General features: G+C 39.2%; 20 protein-coding genes. 8 read left to right on the top strand and 12 right to left on the bottom strand.

The genetic code is table 11. From position 1 onward, the window contains the following. Positions 1–56 precede the first annotated feature (56 nt). Both APRE_RS01750 and APRE_RS01745 read right to left on the bottom strand, forming a co-directional pair. On the bottom strand, positions 57–881 hold the full coding sequence (locus APRE_RS01750; RefSeq protein ID WP_015777286.1) for an alpha/beta hydrolase family protein: 825 nt from the start codon (positions 879–881) through the stop codon (positions 57–59). Next, positions 881–2254 carry an NAD(P)/FAD-dependent oxidoreductase gene (locus APRE_RS01745; protein ID WP_015777285.1) on the bottom strand — a complete coding sequence of 458 codons (1374 nt, stop codon included), beginning with the start codon at positions 2252–2254 and terminating at the stop codon, positions 881–883. The genes APRE_RS01750 and APRE_RS01745 overlap by 1 nt, the downstream gene beginning before the upstream one ends. Positions 2255–2373: 119 nt before the next feature. Here APRE_RS01745 and APRE_RS01740 point away from each other — a divergent pair, with 119 nt between their 5' ends. The 3 genes from APRE_RS01740 to APRE_RS01730 are packed head-to-tail and all read left to right on the top strand — an operon-like array spanning position 2374 to position 5162. After that, entirely contained in the window at positions 2374–3057 is a 684-nt protein-coding gene (locus tag APRE_RS01740; protein ID WP_015777284.1) for an AzlC family ABC transporter permease, read from the top strand. Beyond that, a complete protein-coding gene (locus tag APRE_RS01735) occupies positions 3050–3370 on the top strand; it encodes a branched-chain amino acid transporter permease (protein ID WP_015777283.1) in 321 nt (106 codons plus the stop codon). The genes APRE_RS01740 and APRE_RS01735 overlap by 8 nt, the downstream gene beginning before the upstream one ends. Positions 3371–3422: 52 nt before the next feature. Beyond that, entirely contained in the window at positions 3423–5162 is a 1740-nt protein-coding gene (locus APRE_RS01730; RefSeq protein WP_015777282.1) for a hypothetical protein, read from the top strand. Positions 5163–6036: 874 nt separating this feature from the next. Here APRE_RS01730 and APRE_RS01725 read toward each other — a convergent pair. The 5 genes from APRE_RS01725 to APRE_RS01705 form a co-directional block, all read right to left on the bottom strand. Beyond that, on the bottom strand, positions 6037–10311 hold the full coding sequence (locus tag APRE_RS01725) for a 2-hydroxyacyl-CoA dehydratase (RefSeq protein ID WP_015777281.1): 4275 nt from the start codon (positions 10309–10311) through the stop codon (positions 6037–6039). A 1100-nt stretch (positions 10312–11411) separates the two neighbouring features. Further along, a complete protein-coding gene (locus tag APRE_RS01720) occupies positions 11412–12827 on the bottom strand; it encodes an aminoacyl-histidine dipeptidase (RefSeq protein WP_015777280.1) in 1416 nt (471 codons plus the stop codon). After that, on the bottom strand, positions 12817–14133 hold the full coding sequence (locus APRE_RS01715; RefSeq protein WP_015777279.1) for a coproporphyrinogen III oxidase: 1317 nt from the start codon (positions 14131–14133) through the stop codon (positions 12817–12819). The genes APRE_RS01720 and APRE_RS01715 overlap by 11 nt, the downstream gene beginning before the upstream one ends. Before the next feature lie 51 nt (positions 14134–14184). Then, positions 14185–14823 (bottom strand): CpXC domain-containing protein, encoded by a 639-nt coding sequence (locus tag APRE_RS01710; RefSeq protein ID WP_015777278.1) that lies wholly within the window; start codon positions 14821–14823, stop codon positions 14185–14187. A gap of 53 nt (positions 14824–14876) precedes the next feature. After that, positions 14877–15422: an ECF transporter S component gene (locus APRE_RS01705; protein WP_015777277.1), complete on the bottom strand. Its 546-nt coding sequence runs from the start codon at positions 15420–15422 to the stop codon at positions 14877–14879. A gap of 72 nt (positions 15423–15494) precedes the next feature. On the opposite strand from APRE_RS01705, the gene APRE_RS01700 reads away from it, so the two are divergent. Beyond that, positions 15495–16160 (top strand): hypothetical protein, encoded by a 666-nt coding sequence (locus APRE_RS01700; RefSeq protein ID WP_015777276.1) that lies wholly within the window; start codon positions 15495–15497, stop codon positions 16158–16160. A 1104-nt stretch (positions 16161–17264) separates the two neighbouring features. Here the strand turns inward: APRE_RS01700 and APRE_RS01695 are convergent. From APRE_RS01695 to APRE_RS01685, 3 genes are read right to left on the bottom strand one after another with little or no spacing between them, the layout of a single operon-like run. Continuing rightward, positions 17265–17807, bottom strand: a complete 543-nt coding sequence (locus APRE_RS01695; RefSeq protein WP_015777275.1) for an FUSC family protein — start codon at positions 17805–17807, stop codon at positions 17265–17267. Continuing rightward, positions 17800–18297 carry an FUSC family protein gene (locus APRE_RS01690; protein ID WP_015777274.1) on the bottom strand — a complete coding sequence of 166 codons (498 nt, stop codon included), beginning with the start codon at positions 18295–18297 and terminating at the stop codon, positions 17800–17802. Before APRE_RS01690 ends, APRE_RS01695 begins: the two co-directional genes overlap by 8 nt. After that, positions 18288–19127 carry a nucleoside hydrolase gene (locus APRE_RS01685; RefSeq protein WP_015777273.1) on the bottom strand — a complete coding sequence of 280 codons (840 nt, stop codon included), beginning with the start codon at positions 19125–19127 and terminating at the stop codon, positions 18288–18290. Before APRE_RS01685 ends, APRE_RS01690 begins: the two co-directional genes overlap by 10 nt. Positions 19128–19240: 113 nt before the next feature. On the opposite strand from APRE_RS01685, the gene APRE_RS01680 reads away from it, so the two are divergent. Then, positions 19241–19516, top strand: a complete 276-nt coding sequence (locus APRE_RS01680; protein WP_015777272.1) for a GNAT family N-acetyltransferase — start codon at positions 19241–19243, stop codon at positions 19514–19516. 51 nt (positions 19517–19567) lie between these two features. Here the strand turns inward: APRE_RS01680 and APRE_RS01675 are convergent, their stop codons facing one another. Then, positions 19568–20923 (bottom strand): MATE family efflux transporter, encoded by a 1356-nt coding sequence (locus APRE_RS01675; protein ID WP_015777271.1) that lies wholly within the window; start codon positions 20921–20923, stop codon positions 19568–19570. Positions 20924–21008: 85 nt separating this feature from the next. Here APRE_RS01675 and APRE_RS01670 point away from each other — a divergent pair, with 85 nt between their 5' ends. Beyond that, complete coding sequence (locus tag APRE_RS01670) at positions 21009–22163, top strand: MFS transporter (protein WP_015777270.1); 1155 nt, start codon at positions 21009–21011, stop codon at positions 22161–22163. Here APRE_RS01670 and glsA read toward each other — a convergent pair. After that, complete coding sequence (gene glsA, locus APRE_RS01665; protein WP_015777269.1) at positions 22160–23089, bottom strand: glutaminase A; 930 nt, start codon at positions 23087–23089, stop codon at positions 22160–22162. The two genes, APRE_RS01670 and glsA, sit on opposite strands and share 4 nt — an antisense overlap. Before the next feature lie 71 nt (positions 23090–23160). Here glsA and APRE_RS01660 point away from each other — a divergent pair, with 71 nt between their 5' ends. Both APRE_RS01660 and APRE_RS01655 read left to right on the top strand, forming a co-directional pair. Then, positions 23161–23751 (top strand): HD domain-containing protein, encoded by a 591-nt coding sequence (locus tag APRE_RS01660; protein WP_015777268.1) that lies wholly within the window; start codon positions 23161–23163, stop codon positions 23749–23751. Between the two features lie 67 nt (positions 23752–23818). Beyond that, the gene (locus tag APRE_RS01655; protein WP_015777267.1) at positions 23819–24892 is read left to right on the top strand and encodes a C40 family peptidase; all 1074 of its coding nucleotides are present in this window, start codon (positions 23819–23821) and stop codon (positions 24890–24892) included. The last annotated feature ends 55 nt before the right edge of the window (positions 24893–24947 follow it).

The following is a 24947-nucleotide window of genomic DNA, read 5'->3' as shown; positions in this document are numbered from 1 at the left end:
TTAGTTCATTGTGGCCAGAACCATTAGATATAAGGGGAGGTGGTAGCTTCGCTCTCTTAGTTTTCCTCAAAAAACTTATACATTTTCTCAAAGACTATCATTCTGTGGTCTTCGTTTTTGAAGGAGTGGTCGGCTCCTTGTATTTGTTGGTAGTCTGCCTTTGGGTAGGCCTTTTGGAGTTTTTCATTAGCATCGTTAAAGACTAAGTCGTCCGCGTCTCCCCTTAAGATTAGGACCCTGCCCTTGTATTTTTCGGCAGCCCCGTAGATATTTTTCTTTAGGAAGTCTATGAGGAAGTTCTTGTGGAGTTTGACTCCTCCTATATCTACGTCTTCTACACTTCTTATGATTTCAGCGTAGGTTTTGCGGCCGTCTATTTCTGATTTTTTCTTTCTCATCTCGCCTTCGAACATGGTTTTGGCCATGACTTTGATGTAGTCAGGGTTATTCATATCACTTGCTGGAGCAAGGAGGCACATGGCTTTTGGCTTAAGCTTATGAGCCTTGAGGGTGGCTATAACTCCTCCTAGGGAATGTCCCACCCAGTAGAGCCTATCTTTGTCTACATAGGCTTTGATTTTGACGAATTCGTGGATGAGTTCCGCCTCTTTTTCTTCTCTCGATACGGTCATATCGTAGAAGTCTCCGTCAGACTCGCATGTTCCTGAAAAGTCGAATCTTACTACAATATAGCCCCTATCTGTTAGGTATCTGGCGTTTTGGACTCTAAAGAAGCTTGATCCGTTCCTATCTCCTCCGAATCCATGATAGATTATTACTGTTGGATATTTCTTATCTTCTGTAAAATCATCAGGAGTGTTGATTACTCCTCTTAGGATAATTCCGTCTTCTTTTTTGATTTGTGAATAGATGTATTTCATTATAGGTCGTTTAATATTCTTGCCATTTCTACTCCTGAGGCTGAGGCTTGAGATAGGGAGTGGGTTACTCCTGAGCCGTCTCCTAGACAGTAGAGTCTTTTCTTGTTTGTTTCGAATCTTTCGTCAACGTCTACTACGGAGTTGTAGAATTTGACTTCTATTCCGTAAAGTAGGGTGTCGTCGTTGGCCATTCCTGGGGCGATTTTGTCTAGTTGGTAGATCATCTCAATGATATCATCGAGTTGTCTTTTTGGCATAACTAGGGATAGGTCGCCTGCTGTCGCATTTAGGGTTGGTGTGGTGAAGGACTTGGCCATTCTTCTTTCTGATGATCTGCGGCCCTTGACTAGGTCACCAAATCTTTGCATGAGGACTCCTCCTCCAAGCATGTTCGAAAGCTTGGCAATGGATTCGCCATATTCGTTTGAGTCTTCGAATGGTTCGGTGAATCTATTGGTTACTAGGAGTGCAAAGTTAGTGTTTCCTGATTGAAGTTTAGGGTCAGTGAATGAGTGACCGTTTACTGTAAGGATGCCGTTAGTGTTTTCTGTTACTACATGGCCGTATGGGTTCATGCAGAAGGTCCTTACTACGTCGTTGTATTGCTTGGTTTGATACATGATTTTTGCTTCGTAAACATCGTCTGTTATATGTTTGAAGACTTCTGCCGGAACTTCTACTCTGACACCGATGTCGACTCTGTTTCTCTTAAGCCCAACGTCAAACTCATCGCACACGTCTGCAATCCACTTAGAGCCTGACCTGCCTGCTGCAAGAACTAGGTCTTCTGCTTCGTAGACTTCTTTTCCTGTGTGGATGATGTATTTGTCGTTTTCGTATTCTACCTTATCTACCATAGTGTTAAACTCGAAGTCTATGGTGTCTTTGACATAGTCGTAGATTCTTTGAAGGATTACCTTGTTTCTATCTGTACCGAAATGGCGAACCTTGGCTGATAGAAGGTGGAGGTCGTGACGAAGACATTTAGTCTTTAGGTCGTTTTTGTCTGTTGAGTAAAGCTCTAGGTCATCTCCCCCATCGAATTCCATTAGGACAGAGTCCACATATTCCATAAGCTCCATGGCCTTTTTCTCGCCTATGTATTGGTGAAGGTCTCCTCCAAAGCTTGTGGTTATGTTATATTTACCATCTGAGAGGGTTCCTGCTCCTCCAAATCCGTACATGATGTTACATGGCTTACATCCTATACAGTGATCGACTTTGCCTTCTGTTATAGGACAAGTCCTGTTAGCTACTTTCCTACCGCCATCTATTATCAAAACTTTCTTCTTTGTTTTTAGCTTGGTTAATTCATAAGCAAGGAAGGCACCGCTTGCTCCTGCGCCTACCACTACGATATCGTACTTTTTCATATACTCTCCTTTACATAATTAGCCTATTATATTATACAAGTTCTATGTCTTTAATGAAACTATTATTTATTTTTTAACAATCTTGTGATAGAATGTATATAATTTTATAAGGAGATATTATGAGAGAAGCATTTAAGAAAGCATTCCCATACACTATCCCTGTTATAGTAGGCTATGTCTTCCTTGGTCTTACCTTTGGAATCATGGTTAGTCAAGCAGGATTTTCTGCAATCCTCGCTCCTATTATATCACTTACGGTGTATGCTGGAAGTATGCAATTTGTATTGTTACCCTTGCTCAAAACCGACATTACCGTACTTGCTATCATCATCCTTACTCTTTCAGTAAATATCAGGATGATGTTCTATGGTTTGTCCTTACTAGAAGAATTTAAGAATTCGAGATCGAAGTTACTATTTATCCTGACCCTATCAGATGAGTCCTTCGCCCTGGATACTTCAATAAAGCCACCTGAGGGAGTAAATCGTGGGGACTTCTATCTAGCTATAGGTATCATCAACTACCTAGTCTGGGCTCTAGCTTCCTATGTGGGAGCCCTTTTGGGAAATATGATTAGCTTTAACACGACGGGCTTAGACTTTGTCCTAACTGCACTTTTCCTAGTGCTTTTGGTAGAACAGTTCAATGCTACCAGAAACCACAGGCCTTTGATGATAGGGCTAGCCATGTCAATTATAGCTCTATTAATCTTTGGCAAGGATAAGTTTATGATACCTGCCCTATTATTAATAGTGATGAGTCTGTTTGCTGTAAGAGGAAAGGTGGAAGATTATAATGAATAGAATGATTATGATAATAGGAGCATCTGCCATTACAACCTTTATGATAAGGTCAGTTCCCTTTGTATTTTTTAGCAAAAGAAAGCTACCTGATCTAGTAAAGTACTACGGTAGGTACCTACCCTTTGCCCTAATGCCTTTGCTAGTTGTCTTTGCCTTAAGAAACATCGACATCATCCATTACCCATATGGACTTGCTGAAATTATTGCATCAGCTGTCGTGATTTTCTTGCACTTTAGGTTCAAGAAGCTCTTCCTCTCAATTTCTGTAGGAACTATGGTCTATATGCTATTAATTCAAATAGTATTCGTCTAGTTTTACGGTAAAGTAATAAGTAATAAATAGAAAAGAATAATTAGGAGCTAATATGAACAAAGAAATATCAATATCAAACAACAAAGCCATCCTAAACTTCTCCAAGGCCTTCTTCAACAATACTGACGACCTTCTAAGAAGTGATGGCTTCTACGAAGTCCTAAGGTCCTTTGTCAAATTCCACAAAGACAATCACACAAGGATCTATACTTATCTAGAGAAATTCTTTAGGGCAAGTGATATAGATCAGCTTTCAAATGAGCTTAGGGATATAACAAAGATACTTACAGTAATGACCCTAGATGAGATTAGTGAGAAGATCAACAAGTACCACGACCTCAACAAGGAGCGTGACGCCCTAATAAGAATTGTCGAAGACATGTACGATTATTGGAGAAAAATCGAAAGATACTCCATCATCGAGAAAAACGCCGACAAGGAAGGGCTCGAAGTAGAAAACTTCCTAGGTTCCAATATCAGATTTAAGGACATGATCCTAGAAATCTACAGAAAAGTCGAAGTATCAATCACAGGAGTTAACCCAAAGGTCTTTAGACAAGTACCAGCAGGAGCCAACTCCTCTGTTATAGTAAGAAAGTCCAAAATCGACTATCCAGACTACCTAAAATGGCTCAACAAGATACCATTTATAACAAAGGTAATGATCGAAACTCCTTATATAACCTACACCAAGTCCAACAAGCGTGATGGTTTCTTCAAGGAAGTCTTCGACAATCCAGTTGAAAATATCGAAATAGACACAGAAGAATACCTCTGCTATCCAGCAAAGATTGCCGACAACCTAATCTATGTCTACTTCCACCAAGACTACATCACCCACGGCATATCTGCCTCAAACTTATTCGAGTTATGTGATGAAGAAGAAGCCATTAATACAAAGCCTGATGGAATATATATATTTGGAGTAAAGGACGATAGGGACCTTGATATCTTCTATGAAGATAAGGAAAATGACCTATTCATAGGCTACTGTAACTTCTGCGACAAGAAGGACTACTTCGGCTATCTTAAGAAAATGTGTCTAACCCTAAACAACATCATCTCCATGAAAAGAGGCTTCCTCCCAATCCACGGAGCTGGTGTCAATGTAGTCTTACAAAACGGTAAGAGTGCAAATATTGTAATCTTGGGAGATTCTGGAGCAGGCAAGAGCGAATCAATCGAAGCCTTTAGGTCCCTTGCCAAAGAATATATCCGTGACATGACGGTAATATTTGACGATATGGGCTCTTTCAGACTAAATGGCAACGAAGTTTTAGCCTATGGAACAGAAATCGGAGCCTTCGTAAGGCTCGACGACCTAGATTCAGGCTATGCCTTCAAGCAAATAGATAGGTCCATCTTTATGAATCCGGACAAGGTAAACGCAAGGCTAATCATGCCAGTAGCAGACCACAAGCAAATCATGGAAGGCTATCACGTAGACTTCTTCCTCTACGCCAACAACTACGATGCGCTAGAAGAAGGAGAAAAATCAATCAGCCTATTCGAAAACAAAGAAGAAGCTATCAAAGTCTTCAAAGAGGGTGCAAGAATGGCCAAGGGAACAACAACAGAAGAAGGACTAGTCAAATCCTACTTCGCAAACCCATTCGGCCCTTACCAAAAACAAGAAATGTGCGATGAGCTCATTAAAGAATACTTCGATAAGCTTTACGAAAACAAAATAAAAGTCGGAACAATAAGGACCCAACTTGCCATAGACAATATGGAAAGCGAAGGCCCAAAAAAATCCGCAAGAGAACTTTTTGAAATAATAAAATCTCTATAGAAATACACTCCCCTAGCCAGTAAAAAAATATGGTTGGGGAGTTTTTTGTCTTTGAAAATAAAATCAATATAAGGTTTGTAGCTATGGTATAAGCGCACTCATACATAGCAGAAAATCCCCCACTCTTCCACCTCTAATGGAATTGTCACAGTGAGTAGACGAACTGATGAAATTCCTTAATCGAGACTTTGCGAGGTGAAGTTCCTGGCATCAGCTCACTCTGTTCGCTGCGGCCAGAACCATTAGGGATAGAGAAAGGTAGGGTATTTCAACACCCCTTATCTCGAGCGGAGCGAAGCGAAGTCGAGAGATCTCTAGATATATAAGGATAGAAAAAAAGTTGGACTCCCCAATCTTCCACATCTAATGGAATTGTCACAGTGAGCGTAGCGAACTGATGAAATTCATTAATCGAGGCTTTGCGAGGTGAAGTCCTCCCATAGCCGGACAGGCTTACTATTGAGCCCGCAAACTACCGTCGACAGAGCTTCCACGGGGAAGCGACGAGAGGTCTGCAGAACCTTGGGACATATATGTAGGGGGTCTTTAGATGATTATTCTCATAAATAACTTAAACTTAATAATTTACATGTCATCACAGACTGTAGATCTCTCACATGCGTTCGAGATGGCGAATTTGTCTTTAGTTTTTCCCAAAGCATAGGCGATAAATCTCTGCTAGTTCAAATATCTTAAATCAAAAAAGAGATCCCTCCACTCCGGTCGGGATAAGGGTCTGGAATAGCTAGGATAAGGGTGAAAGCAAAAAGGGCTCTTGCTTTCTAATATCTCTCCCCTTGTGGGGATTTATTAGTTTGCAAGAGTCCTTCTCTTTATTAATAATTATTTATTTTAAATCGAACCTAGACTTTTCCTAGATACTAGTCTTTGCTTCTTCTTTTTCTTTTAGTTTCTCCCTGGCGGAGCTCATCATTAGTTTTACTCTGTTTACCTGGTTGACTTCGCTTGCGCCTGGGTCGTAGTCTATGGCTACTATATTTGCTTCTTCGTAGACTGATCTGATTTTTTTCATAACGCCCTTACCTGTAATGTGGTTTGGCAAGCAGCCGAATGGTTGGATGACTACTATATTTGGCGCTCCTTGTTTGATTAGTTCTACCATCTCACCTGCTAGAAGCCAGCCTTCTCCTGCTTGGTTGCCGAGGCTTGTTACGTCCTTGGCGTAGTCAGCTATTTGGTCTATATAGCAAGGCTCCTCGAAGTGTTTGCTATCTCTTAGGGCCTCTCTTACGACTTTTCTGTATTTTTCTACAAGGCTTATACCCATTTTGCCTAGCCAAGCGCTTTTCTTATCCTTGCCGTAAAGGTCTGCCTTGATTTCGGTATTTTTCATACAATACATTAAAAAGTCGGTTAGGTCTGGAAGGATTACTTCTGCCCCTTCTTTTTCTAGGATATCTTGAAGGTGGTTGTTGGCTTCTGGGAGGAATTTGACTAGAATTTCTCCTACGATCCCTGCCTTTGGCAATACTAGGTCATTTCTTTCGATATTGTCAAAGTCCTCTACTATTTCCCTTACCATCTTCTTGTAGTCCTTGCCGGTCATCTTTGGAGCAATTTGCTTACATTTGATGATCCAAGCTTCCTTTAGGCTATTGGTCTCGCCCTTATTTACTTCGTAAGGTCTTGTGGCATTGGATACTCTGTTGATTAAGTCTCCTAGTAGGATTGACCTCATAAGTTTTTTGAGAAGTGGTATAGATGAGGCTTTCTTTAGGTCAAAGCCTGCGTTAGTTTCTATACCTTGGGCAGACAGGGCAATTACAGGAATATCATCAAGGCCTGCATCCTTTAGACCCTTTCTGATGTAGCCTACATAGTTACTTGCCCTGCAGGCTCCTCCTGTTTGGGTCATAAGAAGGGCGATCTTACCTGTATCGTAACGGCCTGATTTTACAGCTTCTAAGAGCTGGCCTACTACTGTGATTGATGGATAGCAGGAGTCGTTATTTACGTATTTAAGTCCCGTATCTATTACATCGCTATTTATATCATCTAGGAATTCTATATTTAGGTCATATTCGTGGAAGACTGGTTCCATTATAGCGAAGTGCTCTCTTGCCATTTGTGGGGCAAGGATGGTGTAGCCTTCTTTTACCATCTTCTTGGTAAATTCTGGACTTTCGTAATCGAGCTTATCTAAGTCTCCTTTAAGCTCGTTACCTTCGATTCTCTTCTGGTTTAGGGCTTCTAGGAGAGATCTGATTCTTATCTTAACTGCTCCGAGGTTACTTACCTCATCTATCTTGATTAGGGTATAAATCTTGCCGTTGGCCTTTAGGATATCAGCTACTTGATCGCTTGTTACTGCATCTAGACCGCAACCGAAGGAGTTAAGTTGGATTAGCTCGAGATTGTCGGTTTGGCCTACATACTGAGCAGCCCTGTAGAGTCTTGCGTGGTAGGACCATTGATCAAGAACTCTAAGATCATAGGAAAGGTCCGGTGAATTGTAGGCTATGGCATCTTCTGAAAGCACTGGAATCTTCATTGATTCTATTAGCTCAGCAATTCCGTGGTTTACTTCTGGATCTATATGATATGGCCTTCCTGCAAGGACTAGGGCATTTAGATTTTTCTCATTAACAAAATCTAGGATTTCCTTGCCACGATTCTTGATTGCGTCGTGGTAGTTTTGCATCTCTTGCCAAGCAAGGCTTACCGCATTTCTAATCTCTTTCTTGCCCAAAGTTTTGCCTTGGTAGCTATAATCTTTAAATTCTTCAATAAGTCTATCAGCTATAATTTTCTCAGACTCAAATGATAGGTAAGGGGCCATGTATTTAATGTTTTTTAAATCATCGACATTATTTCTAATAAGGTCTGGATAGCCGCTTACTACCGGACAGTTCATCTGATTTTTGGCGTTTTTGTATTGCTTGTACTCATAGAAAATCGCTGGATAGAAGATTGTATCTGCATCCTTTTCAAGGAGATTTTCTATATGTCCGTGGACTAGCTTGGCTGGATAGCAGGCTGTCTCTGAGGAAATAGAAGATATGCCCTTCTCGTAAATTTCCCTCGAAGACCTATCAGATAAAACTATATCAAAGCCTAGGCTAGTGAAGAAAGTATGCCAGAAAGGATAGTCTTCGTAGATGTTTAGGACTCTTGGAATTCCTATTTTTCCGAAGGTGTTTTTATCCTTCAAGGTCTTTCTATTAAATAACAAGTCGTACTTAAACTTGTACATATTGTAATCGGCGAAGCTATGGCTTTCCTTAACTCCTGCTCCCCTTTCGCACCTGTTTCCAGTTATATATCTTGACCCATCTGGGAAGATATTAATAATTAGGGAGCAATTGTTAGAGCATTTCCCACATCTTGCATTCTTTTGCTCATAGGAGAAGGACTCAAGCTCGTTTATATCAGCAAGACTCGAATGACCTGTAGACTTATCCATTGAGATTAGGGCCATACCCATAGCACCCATTAGACCGGCAATCTCAGGTCTTGTGGTATCTCTGCCTGTAATTTTCTCAAAGGCTCTTAGGATTGCATCTCCGTAGAAGGTTCCTCCTTGGACTACGAGATTTTCGCCAAGGCTTCTAGGGTCTCTCACCTTGATTACCTTTTGGATGGCGTTTTTGATTACAGAATAACAAAGTCCTGCCGCTATATCTTCAACTTCTGATCCTTCCTTTTGAGCTTGTTTGACCTTGGAGTTCATAAAGACAGTACATCTTGAACCAAGATCTGCAGGCTCCTTGGATAGGATAGCTCTCTGTTGGAAATCCTCTACACTCATGCCGACAGATGCGGCAAAGGTTGAAAGGAAGGATCCACAACCTGATGAGCAGGCTTCGTTAAGCTGGATACTATCGATGATTCCGTCTTTGATATGCATAGCCTTCATATCTTGGCCACCAATATCTAGGATAAAGTCAACCTTAGGGTTAAAGAATTGGGCAGCCTTGTAGTGGGCAATGGTTTCAACTTCTCCATTATCTACACGAAGGGCCTTCTTGATGAAATCTTCCCCATAACCACAGATTCCGCTTGAAGCTATGTAGGCCTTAGGATTTTTCTTGATATAGCCATCCTTGAGCATAGAAATTACAACTTCAAGTGGCTTACCTAGATTCATCCTATAATCTTCTAGGAGGATTTTCTTATCCTCGCTTAGCCAAACCATCTTGCTAGTAGTAGAACCTGCATCAATTCCTACATATATTGGACCCTCGTAGTCGTGAATATCCTTATAAGCAACCTGACCTGTAGCGTGTCTTTTCTTAAATTCTTTGTATTCTTCTTCCGACTCAAACAAAGGCTCGAGTCTTTTTGTCATTTCAAGATTTTCTGGAACCTCACCATCAAGCCTTTCAATTAAGGTCCTATAAGGAATAAATTCCTTGGAATCTGCTGATAAGAGTGCGGCTCCAAGAGCTACGTAGATTTCGGCATTGTCTGGGATGGTGAAGGTGTTTTCCTCTTCGCCTAAAGTCTCTACAAATCTATCCCTCAAAGATGAAAGAAAGTGGAGAGGGCCTCCAAGGAAGGTAATATTACCCTCTATTGGTCTACCGCAAGCCAGGTTTGAAATAGTTTGGTTAACTACTGATTGAAATACTGAAATAGCTATATCTTCCCTGCTAGCCCCCTCATTCATTAAAGCTTGGATATCCGTTTTGGCAAAAACTCCGCACCTAGAAGCAATCGGATAGACCTTCTTGTAGGATTTCGAAAGCTCGTTAAGGCCTGTCGCATCAGTATCTAGAAGGGAGGCCATCTGATCTATAAAAGCTCCAGTTCCTCCAGCACAGATCGAATTCATCCTTTGCTCTACAGATCCCTTAAGATATGTAATCTTAGAATCCTCTCCTCCCAGCTCGATTAGGACGTCTGTTTCTGGAATATATTCTCTGATAGCCCTTGTTTCTGCTATAACTTCTTGGACGAAATCAATACCCAAATAATCTTCCAAAAACATACCACCAGAGCCTGTAACATTGACAGTTACCTCATCATCCTTGAAGCGATCAAAAGCCTCCAGAAGAACCGTCCTTACAGTCTCCTTCACATCTGACTTGTGTCTAACATAGACAGAGTGTAATATATTGAAATTTGTATCGGTAATTACAAGCTTGACTGTAGTAGAACCTACATCAAGTCCCATGTGTAATTTCATAAGATCCCTTTCTATTATAAATAAGATATACTTATATATTATATATTAACTAATTTTCCTGTAAATAATACAATAAGGAATTAAACAATCTGCTCAATCCCCTTATATCCTATTATACTACTAGAAATTAAAAACTATAATAGTTGGGGGAGATATTTTTTTCTAAAATATCTTTTACTAAAAATTATTTAGAATTGAATGTATTCATGTATTAAAATATATCTTTAAGCAGGGTTGAACCCTTCGAACCTCAGGGAGACAGCTAAGGGGGCGGCAGAGGCCCCCTCTACCTTTCTCCCTGAACCCTCTTTTCATTCACCCCCTCTGCTCCTTAAGCGGAGTGCGGAAAAGGTCGATTTGCTACGCAAATCTTTGTTGGTAGGGGGATCTCCTTGTTTTACCTGTCCTTGGGTTTAACAATGTCTAATCCCCGTCTCTCTAAAAATCGATAACTCGCTAACGCTCAAACAAATCGATTTTCTTAACGAGAGACTTGATTAGACATTTCTTCTCATCCATTAAGTGAGGGAGAGGTAAGCTTCGCCTTTGGCAAAGCATGTCATATTTTCTATATTTTACATATTTTTTAAAAAATTATTCTGCCGTAGCGAAGCTACTAAGAATATTCCTTGTTTATTTTAGATAAAAATAAATTATATACTTTAGTATATCTTACAAATAAGCTTTACCGGGTAGCATGTATAATCAGAGTGAGCGTTAAGAAAATTTATCTGTTTGAGCGCAGCGAGTTATAAATTTTTAGCGAATGATGATTAGGAATCCCTAACTTCAAGGCAATATAAAACGAAGGGTTCTGCCTACTAAAAAGATTGGCGTTAGCCAATCAACAAATTCCGCACTCCGCTAAGGAGCAGAGGGGGTGAATGACAAAAGGGTCAAGGGGAAAGGGTAGAGGGGGCCTCTGCCGCCCCCTTAGCCTGTCCCCTTGGGTTCGAAGGGTCCAACCCTGATTTTAAAATATTTTAATTATTCAGATATATTTTTATTAAAAATTTCAATCTAAAATATTTAGTCTCAGATATTTAAATATAAATATCTCCAGCAAAAAACTAGCCCCTAAGGGCCAGCTTATAGGGATTTTATTTTATTTTCTTCAAAAGCTCTACCAAGAACTTATAATTATTAGCCACAGATTCTATATTACATTTTTCTGCTGGTGAGTGGGCTCCTTGGATTTCTGGGCCGAAGGAGATCATTTCTACTTGTGGGATTTCTTTTTTGAATAGGCCGCATTCTAGTCCACCGTGGGTTGTGCCTACTATTAGGTCATCTCCGTGGATTGCTTTCCATGTTTCGTTGGCTAAATCTATTAGTGGAGTTTCTTCTCTTTGCCAGCCTGAGTATTGGTTTGTTATCTCGTAAGATCCGCCGAATCTTTCTACTATTGCCATGGCGATTTCTGCTCTATTTAGCTTAGCAGAGTCTACTTCAGATCTGATCATTGAGTGGAACATTATGGTCTCTTCTCTGTTTTCTAAAAGACCAAGGTTTGATGATGTTACTATATTGTCCTTATATTTTTTGTAGAGTCCATCTGGTAGGGCAAAGATTGCATCTAGGATGTCCTTACTTACTTTTTGGCTTAGGACTTTGCCATCATATTCTGCCTTTTCTACTGTGATTTTTCCTTTTGGATCTGAGTCCTTGTATTCGTTTAGGACATCTTTAATTCTTTTTTCAATTTCTCCAATAGCCTTATCCCTATCCTTAACTGCTACTAGGCCGTAGGCTGTAGTTGGGATGGCGTTTCTCTTAACTCCACCCTTTATGTCTGCGATTTGTACGCCTTCTATCTTGTGAAGGAGTCTGGCTAGGGTTTTGATGGCGTTACATCTGAACTTATCAATTTCCATACCAGAGTGGCCACCTTCAAAGCCAGAAAGCTCAATTGCTATGAAGTCGCCGCTTATATCTTCATATTCTTTCTTAAATTCTATCTCAAGGTCAAGTCCTCCCGCACATCCTATAGTAAGGACTCCCTCTTCTTCAGAGTCGATGTTTATTAGATAGTCTGCCTTAAGTTGGGATAGGTCTAGGGCGTTAGCTCCAACCATGGATGTTTCTTCGCCTGTTGTGATGATGGCTTCGATTGGTCCGTGCTCTAGCTTGTCATCATCAAGGATTCCCATAATAAAGGCAACTCCGATTCCGTCATCTGCCCCAAGAGTTGTCCCATTTGCTGTAAGCCAGCCGTCTTCTACTAGAAGCTCGATTGGGTCATTGGCAAAGTCGTGGTCTGAGTCGTCTTCTTTGACACAAACCATGTCCATATGGCCTTGGAGGGCAACGGTTGGTCTATCTTCGTAGCCTTTAGAAGCTTCTTTTCTGATGATTACATTAAGAGCTTCATCTTGAACTACTTCAAGATTTCTATCTTTGGCAAAATTAACAAGAAAGTCTGATACTGCCTTTTCATTTCCTGATTCTCTTGGTATTCTGCTTAGCTCATAAAAGTTAGCAAATACTTCTTTTGGTTCTATATTTTTAATTTCCATAATTCCTCCTATGTTTGCTTATATTATACTCATTAATCATTTCATTTTTAGCCCAAATTTCTTCTTGAACCTTGTCGAAATAGTCTCTAAGGTTTCTAGAATTTCTAAATTTCTTCCCATTCATAAGCTTGGTGTTGGCATTCATACCCAAGCCAATTATAGATTCTTTCTCTTCATTGATTATAATATTATATCTTTGGGAAGAATCGCCTCTCTCATAGCCTATGTTTTCGAGATTGGATACTATGTTCTTTTGCCTATAGAGATAGTATGGCTTGTAGGAATTTTCTTCTACGAAGTCTTCTATCATTTGACTTATCTTAAGGCTCTCTCCCCTTTCGGCCTTGACTTTTCCTTCAAAATACTTACTTCCCACCTTCATAGCTAGGGCGTGGAAGGTGATATTATCAGGCCTTAATGCTTCAAGGACTTCGAAGTTTCTCCTAAAAAGCTCGCTACTTTCTCCGATAAGGCCTATGATAAAGTCCATATTTACTATAAAACCAAGGTCTTTGGCTCCTTGGTAGATTTCTAGGAGGTGGTCATAGTCGTAGGTCCTCCCTGCCCTTTCGACAACTTCTTTGTTAAAGGACTGGGGATTAAGGGAGATACGGCCTACTCCTCCTGCCTTAAGGATTTCTAGCTTTCTTGTATTTAATGTATCTTCTCTTCCTGCCTCGAAGGTAAATTCCTTGTAGGAAAATTTATTATTTATTGCATAAAGAAGCCTTTCTAGGTCATCTTCGTCTATAAAGGAAGGAGTGCCCCCGCCGATATAGATGGCGTCTAATCCTTCTGGAAGATTGATATTTTCTATCTCGTAGATTAGAGATGAGATATATTCTCCCTTCTCCTTCCTATCTCCAACAATGGTAGGATAGGAGCAATACTTGCACCTAGTAGGACAGAAGGGAATGTTGATGTAAAGGGAGAAGTCTTGTGGATCAAATGACATGGATTCTTGTAAGTTCCTGATATCTTCAAGGATCTTAAGCTTCTTATCACTTATTAAATACTTTTCCTTAAGATCTGCTAGACTCATCTTCTCTAAGAGCTTGGATGGCTTAGACCCTGTAAGATAACCCCAGGGAGACTGATAGCCTGTCTCTTTTACCAAAAGCTCGTAGAGAGTTCTTTTAAGATCAGCTTCCTCGTATTCTATCTTTCTTTCCCTAAATATAATTTCCTTATCATATACTTTTAGACTAGCATCTTCATCAAAAACCAAGTCATCATGGTCATAGAAGATATTTAATATATCATAAACTTGTTTTCTTTTCTTATTATTTGCGACATAGAATTTCATAGGGATACTATACTAGAATTTCCTCCAATAAAAAAAGCGGCGAACCGCTTCTTACTTAATCTTCTTAAGAAAATCAAAGGCCCAAGCCCTATCTATCACTTCAGCCTTTTCTTCAAAGTATGGGCTGTATTGGTCGTAGATTTTCTCATAGATTTCTCTTAGGAAAGGAAGCTTCATAGAATCTCCCCCTCTAGTAATAATATCAAAGGACTCATCTAGACCGTAGCGGAAGCTTGCTACTTGGTCGTGACTTAGGCTTAGGTCATCACTTTCTAGAAGGATATATTTCATAAGCTCAACTGCCCTTAGGGAAAGTCCCGCCTCCATTAGGATAATCTTTTCCCTTAAGTCATTTATATCTGTAGTAAGGATTACTTCAAACTTTTCTGCCTCGTTTCTCCTTACAGCATCGAGGAGCTTGAAGGAAGACCTAAGGGCAATCCTGTTTTTGACATCGACGAAATTCGGATCATTGATAATCATAAACTTAAGAGAGTCATCTGTGTAGACAAATCTGTAGTTTAGGACAAACTCATGCCCACACTCAGGGCAGGTCGCTTGAGCGAAAGTGCCATCTAGGATTTTCTCCCTCTCGATCGAATCTTCAAAAACTGCTGTATTAAATTCACCATCAAAACCATGACCACATTCTGGACAGGTCATGTGAAATTCTTTTAATCTTTCCTTCATAATAACCCCTTCATTTTTCTTTCTAAGTTAATAAATACCCAAAAGAGCCTGTTTTATTCAAACTTTACTGATTTGAGCAAAGGCATGGCAAGGATAAAGGCTATAATTACAGAAATTAGAGCGTTAAATAGAGAAACTCCCGCCTTTGGTATAAGCTCTGCCATAACAGCTTCATTAGTAAAGCCCATCACAAATTTATTTGTAATATAAGTCTTTAGTAGATATAAGAAAACATAGGTAAGCTGACCAAAGATTGCTGCAAATGCTAGTCTTTTCTTATCGACAAGCTCTCTTCTCTTCCTATAAATTGCTCCTGCAACGAAGGCTAGGGCAAACTTTGTGACGAAAGTTATAGGTGCTGAAGTAAAATATACTGGGTCAAATAAGTCAAACAAGGCAGAGCCAAGTCCTGCCGCAAGCCCACCGAATCCTGGCCCCATAAGGATACCTGCAAGAAGACAAAATACATTGCCTAAATGAAATCTAGTTTGACCAAAAGGTGTCACGACTGGGATTTGGAAAAATCTAGAAAATATGTAGACTAAGGCTGTAAAAAGCGCAACATAAACCAACTTTTTGGTTGTTAAGTTTTTTTTCATAAAACCTCCTCGAAAATTATTTCATTTATAGTATAACACAAAATGTAAAGTAAAAATATAAGAGGAGATAAAATGAGTAAAAATTTAGGACCAATACATTACATGATGTATGAAAAAATTAAATTTCAAGATAAAATATCAGATTATATAATGGAAGGAAAGACAGAAGAAATCGATAAGAACTTCCCAAAGGTAAAGACAGATCCCCTAGAAGACTTAGTAGATCAAGAAAACATCCACGGTTGGCTATCTTCTAGAATCGATATGGTTGAAAACAGACTTGCAAGGGCTATTAACCTATCAGAAAATCCAGAAGAAAAATTCTACGAACTAGGAAAAATCGAAGGAAGTAAGGAAAAACTAGATAGCTTCGAAGAAGTCTTCGATAAACTAAACCTAAGACTTCTAGATGGCATGCCATGCGACAGAGCCCTAAGAGCAGGAATGGACGAAGAAGGCAACCTCCTTCTAATAACAGATACCAATCTCCACCAACAATACGAAGACGAAGTAAAAAACCCAGAAGATTCCCTAACAGATAGCTGTGAAGGAGGCCACGACCACGACAGCCACGAATCATTTGAAATAGGAAACGTAAGTGGAGTAGAAAACAAAAAAGAAAAATCCAAATACCACCAAATGAGATACGAATTCATAAAAGGCTTCCTAGAAAACAGTCCATTTAAGGCGGAGCTTTTGGATGGGGTGAATATTAAAATTAGTAGGGAGATATTTTAAAATATCTGAGACTAAATATTTTTAGGAAAAATGTATCTAGATACCAAAAGAATTCTTAAAGCAAGGGTGATCCCTTCGAACCCTTAAGAGATATAAAGGATTCTTAAAAAAGATTTTGAATTAAAGTTTTTAGAAAAAAAGATATCTGAATATTTAATACTTTCTTTTTATGAAGGTGTCCCTTCGAACCTTTGGGGGAACGCTAAGGGGGCGACAGAGGCCCCCTCCAGCTTTCCCCCAAGCCCCCTTTTCCCTCACCCCCTCTGCTCCTTAGCGGAGTGCGGAATTTGTTGATTGGCATGCGCCAATCTTTTTTAGTAGGCGGAACTCTTCGTTACAATTTATTTATCAGCTAGAGATTCCTAATCATCATTCGCTAAAAATTTATAACTCGCTTCGCTCAAACAGATAAATTTTCTTAACGCTCACTCTGATTATACATGCTACCCGGTAAAGGTTGTTTATAAGATATACTGAAGAATATAATGTATCCCTATCTAAAAAACCGGAATAATTCTCCGTAGCTTAGCTACATCAGAATTATTTCTTAAATAATATGTAAAATATAAAAAACATGACATGCTTTGCCAAAGGCAAAGCTTACCATTTCTCTTCCCCTGTGGACGGGTAGAAATGTCTAATCAAGTCTCTCGTTAAGAAAATCGATTTGTTTGAGCGTTAGCGAGTTATCGATTTTTAGAGAGACGGAGATTAGACATTGTTAAATCCAAGAACAAGTAAAACAAAGGGATCCCCCTATCAACAAAGATTTGCGAAGCAAATCGACCTTTTCCGCACTCCGCTTTAGGAGCAGAGGGGGTGAATGACAAAGGGGTCAAGGGGAAAGGGTAGAGGGGGCCTCTGCCGCCCCCTTAGCCTGTCCCCTTGGGTTCGAAGGGTTCAACCCTGATTTAAGAAATATTTTAATACATAGAAACATCTTTTCTAAGATTTTTTATTCAAAGATTTTTAAAATTTCTAGAAATGCCCTTAGCGTTCTTCCAAAAGCTTCGAAGGGACGCCTTCATATAAAAGTATATTCCAATACATAGATAGATTTATAACTAAAGCATTTTTAGCCAAAGATATTTTAGAAAAAAATATCTACCTCTCCCACTTGTCTATCCCATTTTTCTTAAGAAACTTTCTTTTCCTATAAGAAATTTCCGCTCCGTTTATTATTATCGATATTACCACTCCTATCAGTGTATCTAGGGTTCTGTTGAAGGCGAAAAGTACTGGGAGGTCTGTTGTTTGGTTTACGTTATCTAGGGTGATTGATAGGAATACTATGGCCATTATGGTTAGGGCGTTGTAGCGTTTTAGGTGGGCCATGATCCATATTATTAGGCCTACTATTAGGCTCATTAGGAAGAAGTCTAGGATGTAGGGATCCTTGAAATCTGGGATCACTATTAGATAGATTAGTCCTATGATACCTCCAAGGATTGTTCCTATTACCCTGTTTATACCTATATCTTTCGTATTTACTAGGTTGGTCTGCATAGAGATTATCGCCGCTATGGAAGAATTTATTGGAAGGCCTTCTCCTGGTCTTAGTTCTGATATTACCATGGAAAGAAATACGGCGAGGACTGTTTTTATTATCCTAAGGCCCGGTCTTTTTATGGTTGATATTTTAGCCATGGCTTTCTCCTTTTCTAAATTTAAAATCTAGCCAATTTACAAATAGGGCTGTAAATATTCCTATTATGGTGTCAATTATCCTATTTAAGGCAAAGGCTACAGGTCCTGCCACATCATGAGCGTGGTTGATAGTAACTGATAAGAATACAATTGCCGCAATGGTTATGGCAAGATTTCTCTCAAAGCTTGCAAGTACCCAGATAAGAATAGTTACGACAATCGAAAGAAAAAGGATATTTATCGGCTGAGGGAGTTTAGCACCTCCTATGTATAGTAAATATACTAGTCCTGTTAGTCCTCCAATTATAGTTCCAATCGCCCTGTTGATTCCCTTTACGAAAGTCGAAGCTACGTCTTGTTGCATACAGATAATTGCAGCTATTCCGCTATAAAAAGGAAGGCCACTTACTCTTAGACTTGAAAGAATCATTGATAGAAATAGGGCAAGTCCAGTTTTTATGATCCTTGCTCCCGGTTTTTTTATTTGCATAATTTGCCTTCGATATATTCTAAGAAGCTTTCTTCATTTACTCTGTTGGCTAGATAGACCTTTCTTCTAGAATTAACCCTGATCATCTCCCCAACATTTTCTTCATCGTCTACCTTAACGCCTGTTTCTTCAAAAATAAAGGCTTCTGGCTTTTCTACTAGGTAAAGTAGGAGGGGTCCGTATAGGAATCTCTTATCCTTATCATCCTTAAGTCTTTCTATAATCTCTTTGTTTTTATTATCTCTATCAAGAGCTTCTAGGAAGGAATCTGTCACTTCTATCCCATCTGCTAGGTTTTTGGCTAGGATGAAAATATCGATAGATGAGTTTAGGATTTTGTTTATGGCCTGAGGATCTTCCTTAAAATTAAAGTCAGGCCCATAGAGATTTCCCCCGCTTATAAAGATATGGGAAATATAATCTTCTAGGTCCTCGTATTTGTCTAGGGCCCTTGCTATATTAGTTAGGGGACCTGTGGCGATGATATCAATCTTCCCACAATCTTGAGCTATGTCATAGATCTGATCTTCTACATCCATTTCTTCCAGATAATCCTTGTGATTGTTATAATAGAAGATGTCTCCTGCTTTAGTTGCCATTTTATCTTCCTTGAGATTTTCCTCATAGCCCTTTGCTATAGGAAGGAAGAGTTCGTGACTTTCATTAAGGCCTAGGATATTATCTGCTCCGGCATCTGCTGTAATTTGGCTTCTGATTGATGAAAGGCCTACTAGCTCGAAGTTAAAGGACCTAAAGGCCATATCGAGCATGAGGGCTTCATCATTTGAGAAATTTGTATCTATATATAAAAACGCTTTTTCTTTTTCCATAATACCTCACTTTGACCTTACTATACTAAATTTTCCACTGGTTTTCAAAGTAGCATAAGCGAAGCCTTTATTAAAATTTCAACAATTGGGTAAGAAATATGTGAGGTGATAATATGAAAATTATTTTTAATAAAGAAGAAAAAGAAGCCCAGGCTATAGACGAAGGAAAAAAGGTCGGATTTTGCCAATATGAAGAAGATGGCAGCCTATGGAAGATAACTCACACAGTTGTAGATAAAAAATACGGCGGTCAAGGCCTTGCCGGAAAGCTCTTAGACCAAGTGGTTTCTGCTAGTAGGAAAAATAATAAGAAGATTCTTCCTATCTGCTCCTATGCAGTAAAGAAATTCGACGAAGATGAAAAATATAAGGACGTCGATGCAAGATAGTCCTCACAAGAAAAAGAGTGTTCATGGATTCCTCCCGTGAACACTCTTCTTTTATTGGTATTTTTTCTTGATATGCTTGTCACGAATTCTTTCTAGCTTATGAATTTCCTTTATCTCATCTCTGATAAAGAATATAGAAAATATCATAGTCACAAACTCTGTTATAGTCGCCACATGCCAGATTATCTCTTTGCCTAAGGCGAGAGGTAAGGCGTAGACTAAAATTGCCATTAGGACGTAACCTCTTACCATAGTTATATAGAAGTCATAGCGAGGTTTTTTTACAGAAGTCATATAGCCTGCATTTATGATGTTAAAGCCCATGATAAGGTAGGAAATGGCAAATATCCTCAAGGCTCTTACTGCAAAGGGAAGGAAAGCTTCCTCATAATCTGCTATAAAGACATTTACAAAAAACTCTGGCCTAAGCTCTATAATCACAAAGATCATAAGACTTAGGAGGGCTACTGTCCTTAGCATGTACTTTCTTATCCTTAAGACATCCTCATAGCTTTCCCTGCCGAAATAGAAAGAAAGAAGGGGCTGGCTTGCTTGGTTTACTGCAATCATGGTATTTACAACAAATATCATTATATAAGAGATTACAGAAAAGGCTGCAAGTCCCTCTGTCCCGTAATAGGCTGAGATTACATTGTTAAACAAAAGAATCACAAATCCAGAAGAAAGCTCGTTAAGGCTTGCTGGGAAACCATAGGATATGATTTCTTTAATCTTATAAAACTTAAGCTTAAAGCTCCTAAACTTAAGCTTGGCTTTAGGAGACATAAAATATGCCACATAACCTATAGTTGGAAGGACTTGGGCGATCCCTGTAGCAATAGCCGCTCCCCTCACTCCCATATGGAAGCGAAAGATAAATACATAGTCTAGGATAATATTTGTAAGGGCTGATACTATCATCAAAATCGTAGAAATTATCGGCCTACCATCTGCCTTAACCATAATCTCGAAGACATAGGCCATGACATAAAATGGAGTGAAAAATATTATCACAGACAAGTAGTCTCTTACTATATGACTTATCTCGGGGCTTGCTCCCAAGACCTTGATTAAAGGATCCATAAAGATATAGGTGAAAACCGATATGCTTATAGCAACTATCAGGGATAGGACGAGACCAATCGAGAAGAATTCATCCGCCTTCTCCTTGTCATCCTTGCCTAATTGGTAGGTTATTAGATTTAAGCTTCCTATGGATATCAAAATCGAAAGGGAAAAGGTCAAAGTTATAAAAGGCATGGCGACATTTACCGCAGAAATCCCCTCTGCCCCCACTCCCTGGCCTACGAAGATTCCGTCTACCATGGTGTAGGTAGAAAACAAAATCATAGTCAATATAGTCGGTATCAAGTATTTAAAATAAGATTTTAATAAAGTATTTTTCATTTCATCTCCTTCTGTTATAATAGATATTATATCTTAAAAATATATACAAAGTCGAGGATATTCCTTGATTTTAGAAGAGGTTTAAATGAAAGCTTTAAGAAAAAATAAATTAAGAGAAGCAGCCATCCTGTCGATGGCCCTAATCACTGCTGGAAATTCTGCTATTTCCGGCATCCTTGTTTTTATGCAAAAAGAATTTGCCCTGACAAGACAGGCTTCCGAATTTGTAATAACCCTATCATCAATCGCCACAATTATTTCCATCGCCCTAAGCGAATCTATCACTCGCCTTATAGGCATGAAAAAATGCGTCCAACTTGGTACAATCCTGGTATTTATAAGTGGTATCATACCCATAATTCATACATCTTACCAGACCATCCTCCTATCCCGAATCATCCTGGGCTTTGGGATGGGGCTTTTTAATGGGCATTCGGCAAACTATATTAGTGCACTTTTTACAGGAGAAAAGGCCGCCTTCCTCCATGGGATGAGAAGCTCTATGGAATATATTGGCCAGATGGCTCTGCTTTTGATCGCAGGGTTTTTAATCAAAATAAAATGGCCCCTAGCCTTTCTCTGCTATACTTTTTCAATCTTCGTATTTCTTTTCTTTAGCAAATACGTCGAAGATATTAGGCCAGAGGAAAGGAAGGGGAGATTTTTCATCAACAAACAAGTCATCTTCTATATTTTCTTTGCAGGGGTTATGATTATGAATATAACATCTCTTAGCATAAGATTTCCAACCATAGCGACCCTTCAAAAGGGAATGGATGCCAATATCAATGCCTATATGATAATAATTCCCCTATCTGGGATGGCCGCAGGCTTTTCCTTTGGCTATATCAACAGAGCCTTAAGGGAAAAGACCATACTTTTTGCTCTGATTAACTATATCCTAGCTAATATAATCGTGACCTTCTGGGGAAGCAATATGTATATCTTTATGGCCGCCATGCTGATTAGCGCAGCAAGCCAGTCCATAGCATCTCCCTATCTTTTCGCAGAGGCTATGAGATTTGCCAGGGGAAGTCAGAACAGGATCATAAACAATCTCATCTTTATAGGTTGTAATATAGGAGGCTTTATAAGCCCAGCCTTCCTATTTATAATAAACAAAATCCTCGGCACCGAGTCCTTGACCCAGGCCTTTTTAGGATTTTCTCTGATTTATCTCTTCCTTTTTCTAGTGTACTTTTACGAATATATTAAGGTTAAAAGAAGAGGTATAATTTAAACAAAAATATTTAGGCCCAAGTCCTGGGAGATAATTTTAAAAAGTTCCTTGCCCCTGACGGAGTTGCCGGTCTTATCAAGTCTTGGAGAATAGACAGCAAGGCCGCAGACTCCTGGGACAACTCCTACTATGGCCCCGCTTACACCGGATTTGGAAGGGATACCTACATTCATCAAATAGTCGCCAGAGTTTTCGTACATACCGCATGAAGCCATTTGGCTAACTACGATTTGGACGATTGATTCTGGCACTAGCATGTCCCTGTTTTTGACCGCATAACCCTTGTTGGCAAGGACTGCTCCCATAGTGGCAAGGCCTTCGATATCAGAGCTTATGGAACAAGACTTGATGTAAAGCTCTAGGACCTCGTCGGGATTTGCTGTAAAAATATTTTTACTCTTAAGATAATAGGCTATGGCCTTGTTTCTATCTGTAGTCTTCATCTCAGAATCGAAGACATCTTCCATCAATTTACTTTCCTTAAAGTCAGATATTGTTTGATAAAAATTTAAGATTCTTTCAAATCGCTCATCATTATCCCTTCCGAATATCATAGAAGTCGTAGTAATGGCACCAGCATTGATAAAGGGATTGGCCGCCCTATCTCCTATTGGGACAAGAGAGTTAAACTCGTATTTGGTTGGCTCACTGCCTACCTTCTCGTAAACATCTTGGGGATTATTATCAGTTAGGGCAATGATTAGATCTACAATTTTTGATATGGATTGGATGGAGAAAACTATATTCTCATCGCCGAAGTTAAAGGCATCTCCGTTAGTCGTAACCAAGGAGAAGGCGAAATTATCACTGTCCACGTTCAAAAGCTCTGGGATGTAGCTTGCAGGCTCCCCCATTCCTATGTAGTCTTTACTTTTTTCAATTGCATTTTCTAATTTCTCACAAATTAATTCTCTATTATATAACATAAGTCACCTCTAATATATGATACCCTTTATCAAGTATAAAATATGTTGTACAATATTATAAAGGAGTTATTATGAGAGTTATAGATATTTTAAATAATGATGAATGGATAAGAAAATACGATTTTTATGAAGGCTTTATGGAATCGATTTATTATGACAAGCTAGTAGAAGCCTATGAGAAACTAAACTACGATATACTTTTTGTATCAGATATTCACGGGAGAAATCATATAGAAAGGGTAGTCTTTTACTCTGTCCTCCTAGCCTATGCCTACAAGCTAGATGATGACGATACTTATATATTAATCAACGCTGCAAGCCTACACGATACTCAAAGGCAAAATGACGGTTGGGATACAGAGCATGGACAAAGGGCTGCCGAAAAGTCCATCCCTTACGCTCATGACGTGAAAGAGTCTGACTTAGCCATCCTTAAGGCAGTAATTGCTGCCCACTCCAGAGAAGATGAAATAATGGATGAGACCCTAAGAGAATTTGTAGGAGAAAAAGACTTCGATAGGGCAAAAGTCCTTGCCAAATACTTCAAGGACGCAGACGGACTTGACAGGGTTAGGATCAATCACCTAGACCCAGCCTATCTAAGAAATGATTTTTCTAGGGGTCTAGTTGATTTTGCCTATGAGTTTTATGAGAACTTCTAAATTTCTCCTTAATTAATTAGCAATCTATGCTATAATAGATATAGAGATTATTGCAAGGAGAATATTGGTGAATTTTAAGAAGAAATTATTAACAAAAAGTCTTATCCTAGCTGGCCTTATCTTAGCCTATCCAAAAACAGCTCAAGCAGATAGCATAATGCTTAATAGGGAGAAGACTGAAGGAGTAAATGTAAGAAGTGAAAAGTCAAACTATGCTGAAATCTTGGGAGGTATAGAAGACTTTAAGAGATATGAAATCAAGGCTGAAGATAAGTTTTGGTATACTATAGATTTTGAAGGAAAAAAATCCTATGTGGGAAAGGACTGGTTCTATAGGCTAAAGGAAGTCAAAGTAATAAAAACCTGTGACCTAAAGACTGCACCAGACAAAAACGCCAAAAACAAGAATCCCTATAGCTTATTTAGCCCAACTAAGCTCACTATCCTAGACTTCGTTGAAGGCACCGACTATGTAAAGGTCGCCTACAATCCAGCAGAAGCTAAAAATAAAAAGATCAATATAGATGAAAATGACAAACTTAAAGATAAAGATGTCGATATGGACGAGCAGGTTGGTTTCGTTAGGATTTCAAGCTTAGACCTATCCAAAAGAGATAAGAAATATATAAATAAGCTTAAGGAAAACTACAAAAAGCTCAACGAAACTAAGGAAAAATACGAGAAAATCGAAGAAGAAAATCAAGAAGATGAAGTAGTCTATGAAGTTATCTATGTGACCTACTTTACCGACGATGATGGCGAAGTCATAAAAAGTGATGATTCTCAAATAGGTAAGAGTATCTACAACTACGCCCTTGACTATGTGGGAAGCCCATATGTATTTGGAGGAGTGTCCAAGGAAAATGGAATAGATTGTTCTGGCCTAGTCCTAAGAGCCTACGAAAACTTCGGCCTTGCCCTCCCTCACCTTGCCAAAAGCCAGGCAGAATACGGAGAAACTGTTAAATTTGGAGAAGAGAAGGCAGGAGACTTGGTATTTTTCGGATCAAGCTATTACGATATCTACCACGTAGGAATCGCAGATGGTATGGGCAACATGGTCCACGCAGCAAGCCCAGGTCAGGGAGTAATAGTAAGCCCAATCAACGATCCATTTGTAATCAAGAGAATTTTCGAATAATTAAAGTATAATAAAAATGTGTGATAAGTATTTTTATCCAAAGCCCTCCTAGAAG

Source organism: Anaerococcus prevotii DSM 20548 (assembly GCF_000024105.1).
Classification (GTDB): Bacteria; Bacillota; Clostridia; order Tissierellales; family Peptoniphilaceae; genus Anaerococcus; species Anaerococcus prevotii.
This window is presented reverse-complemented; position numbering and strand designations above follow the sequence as displayed.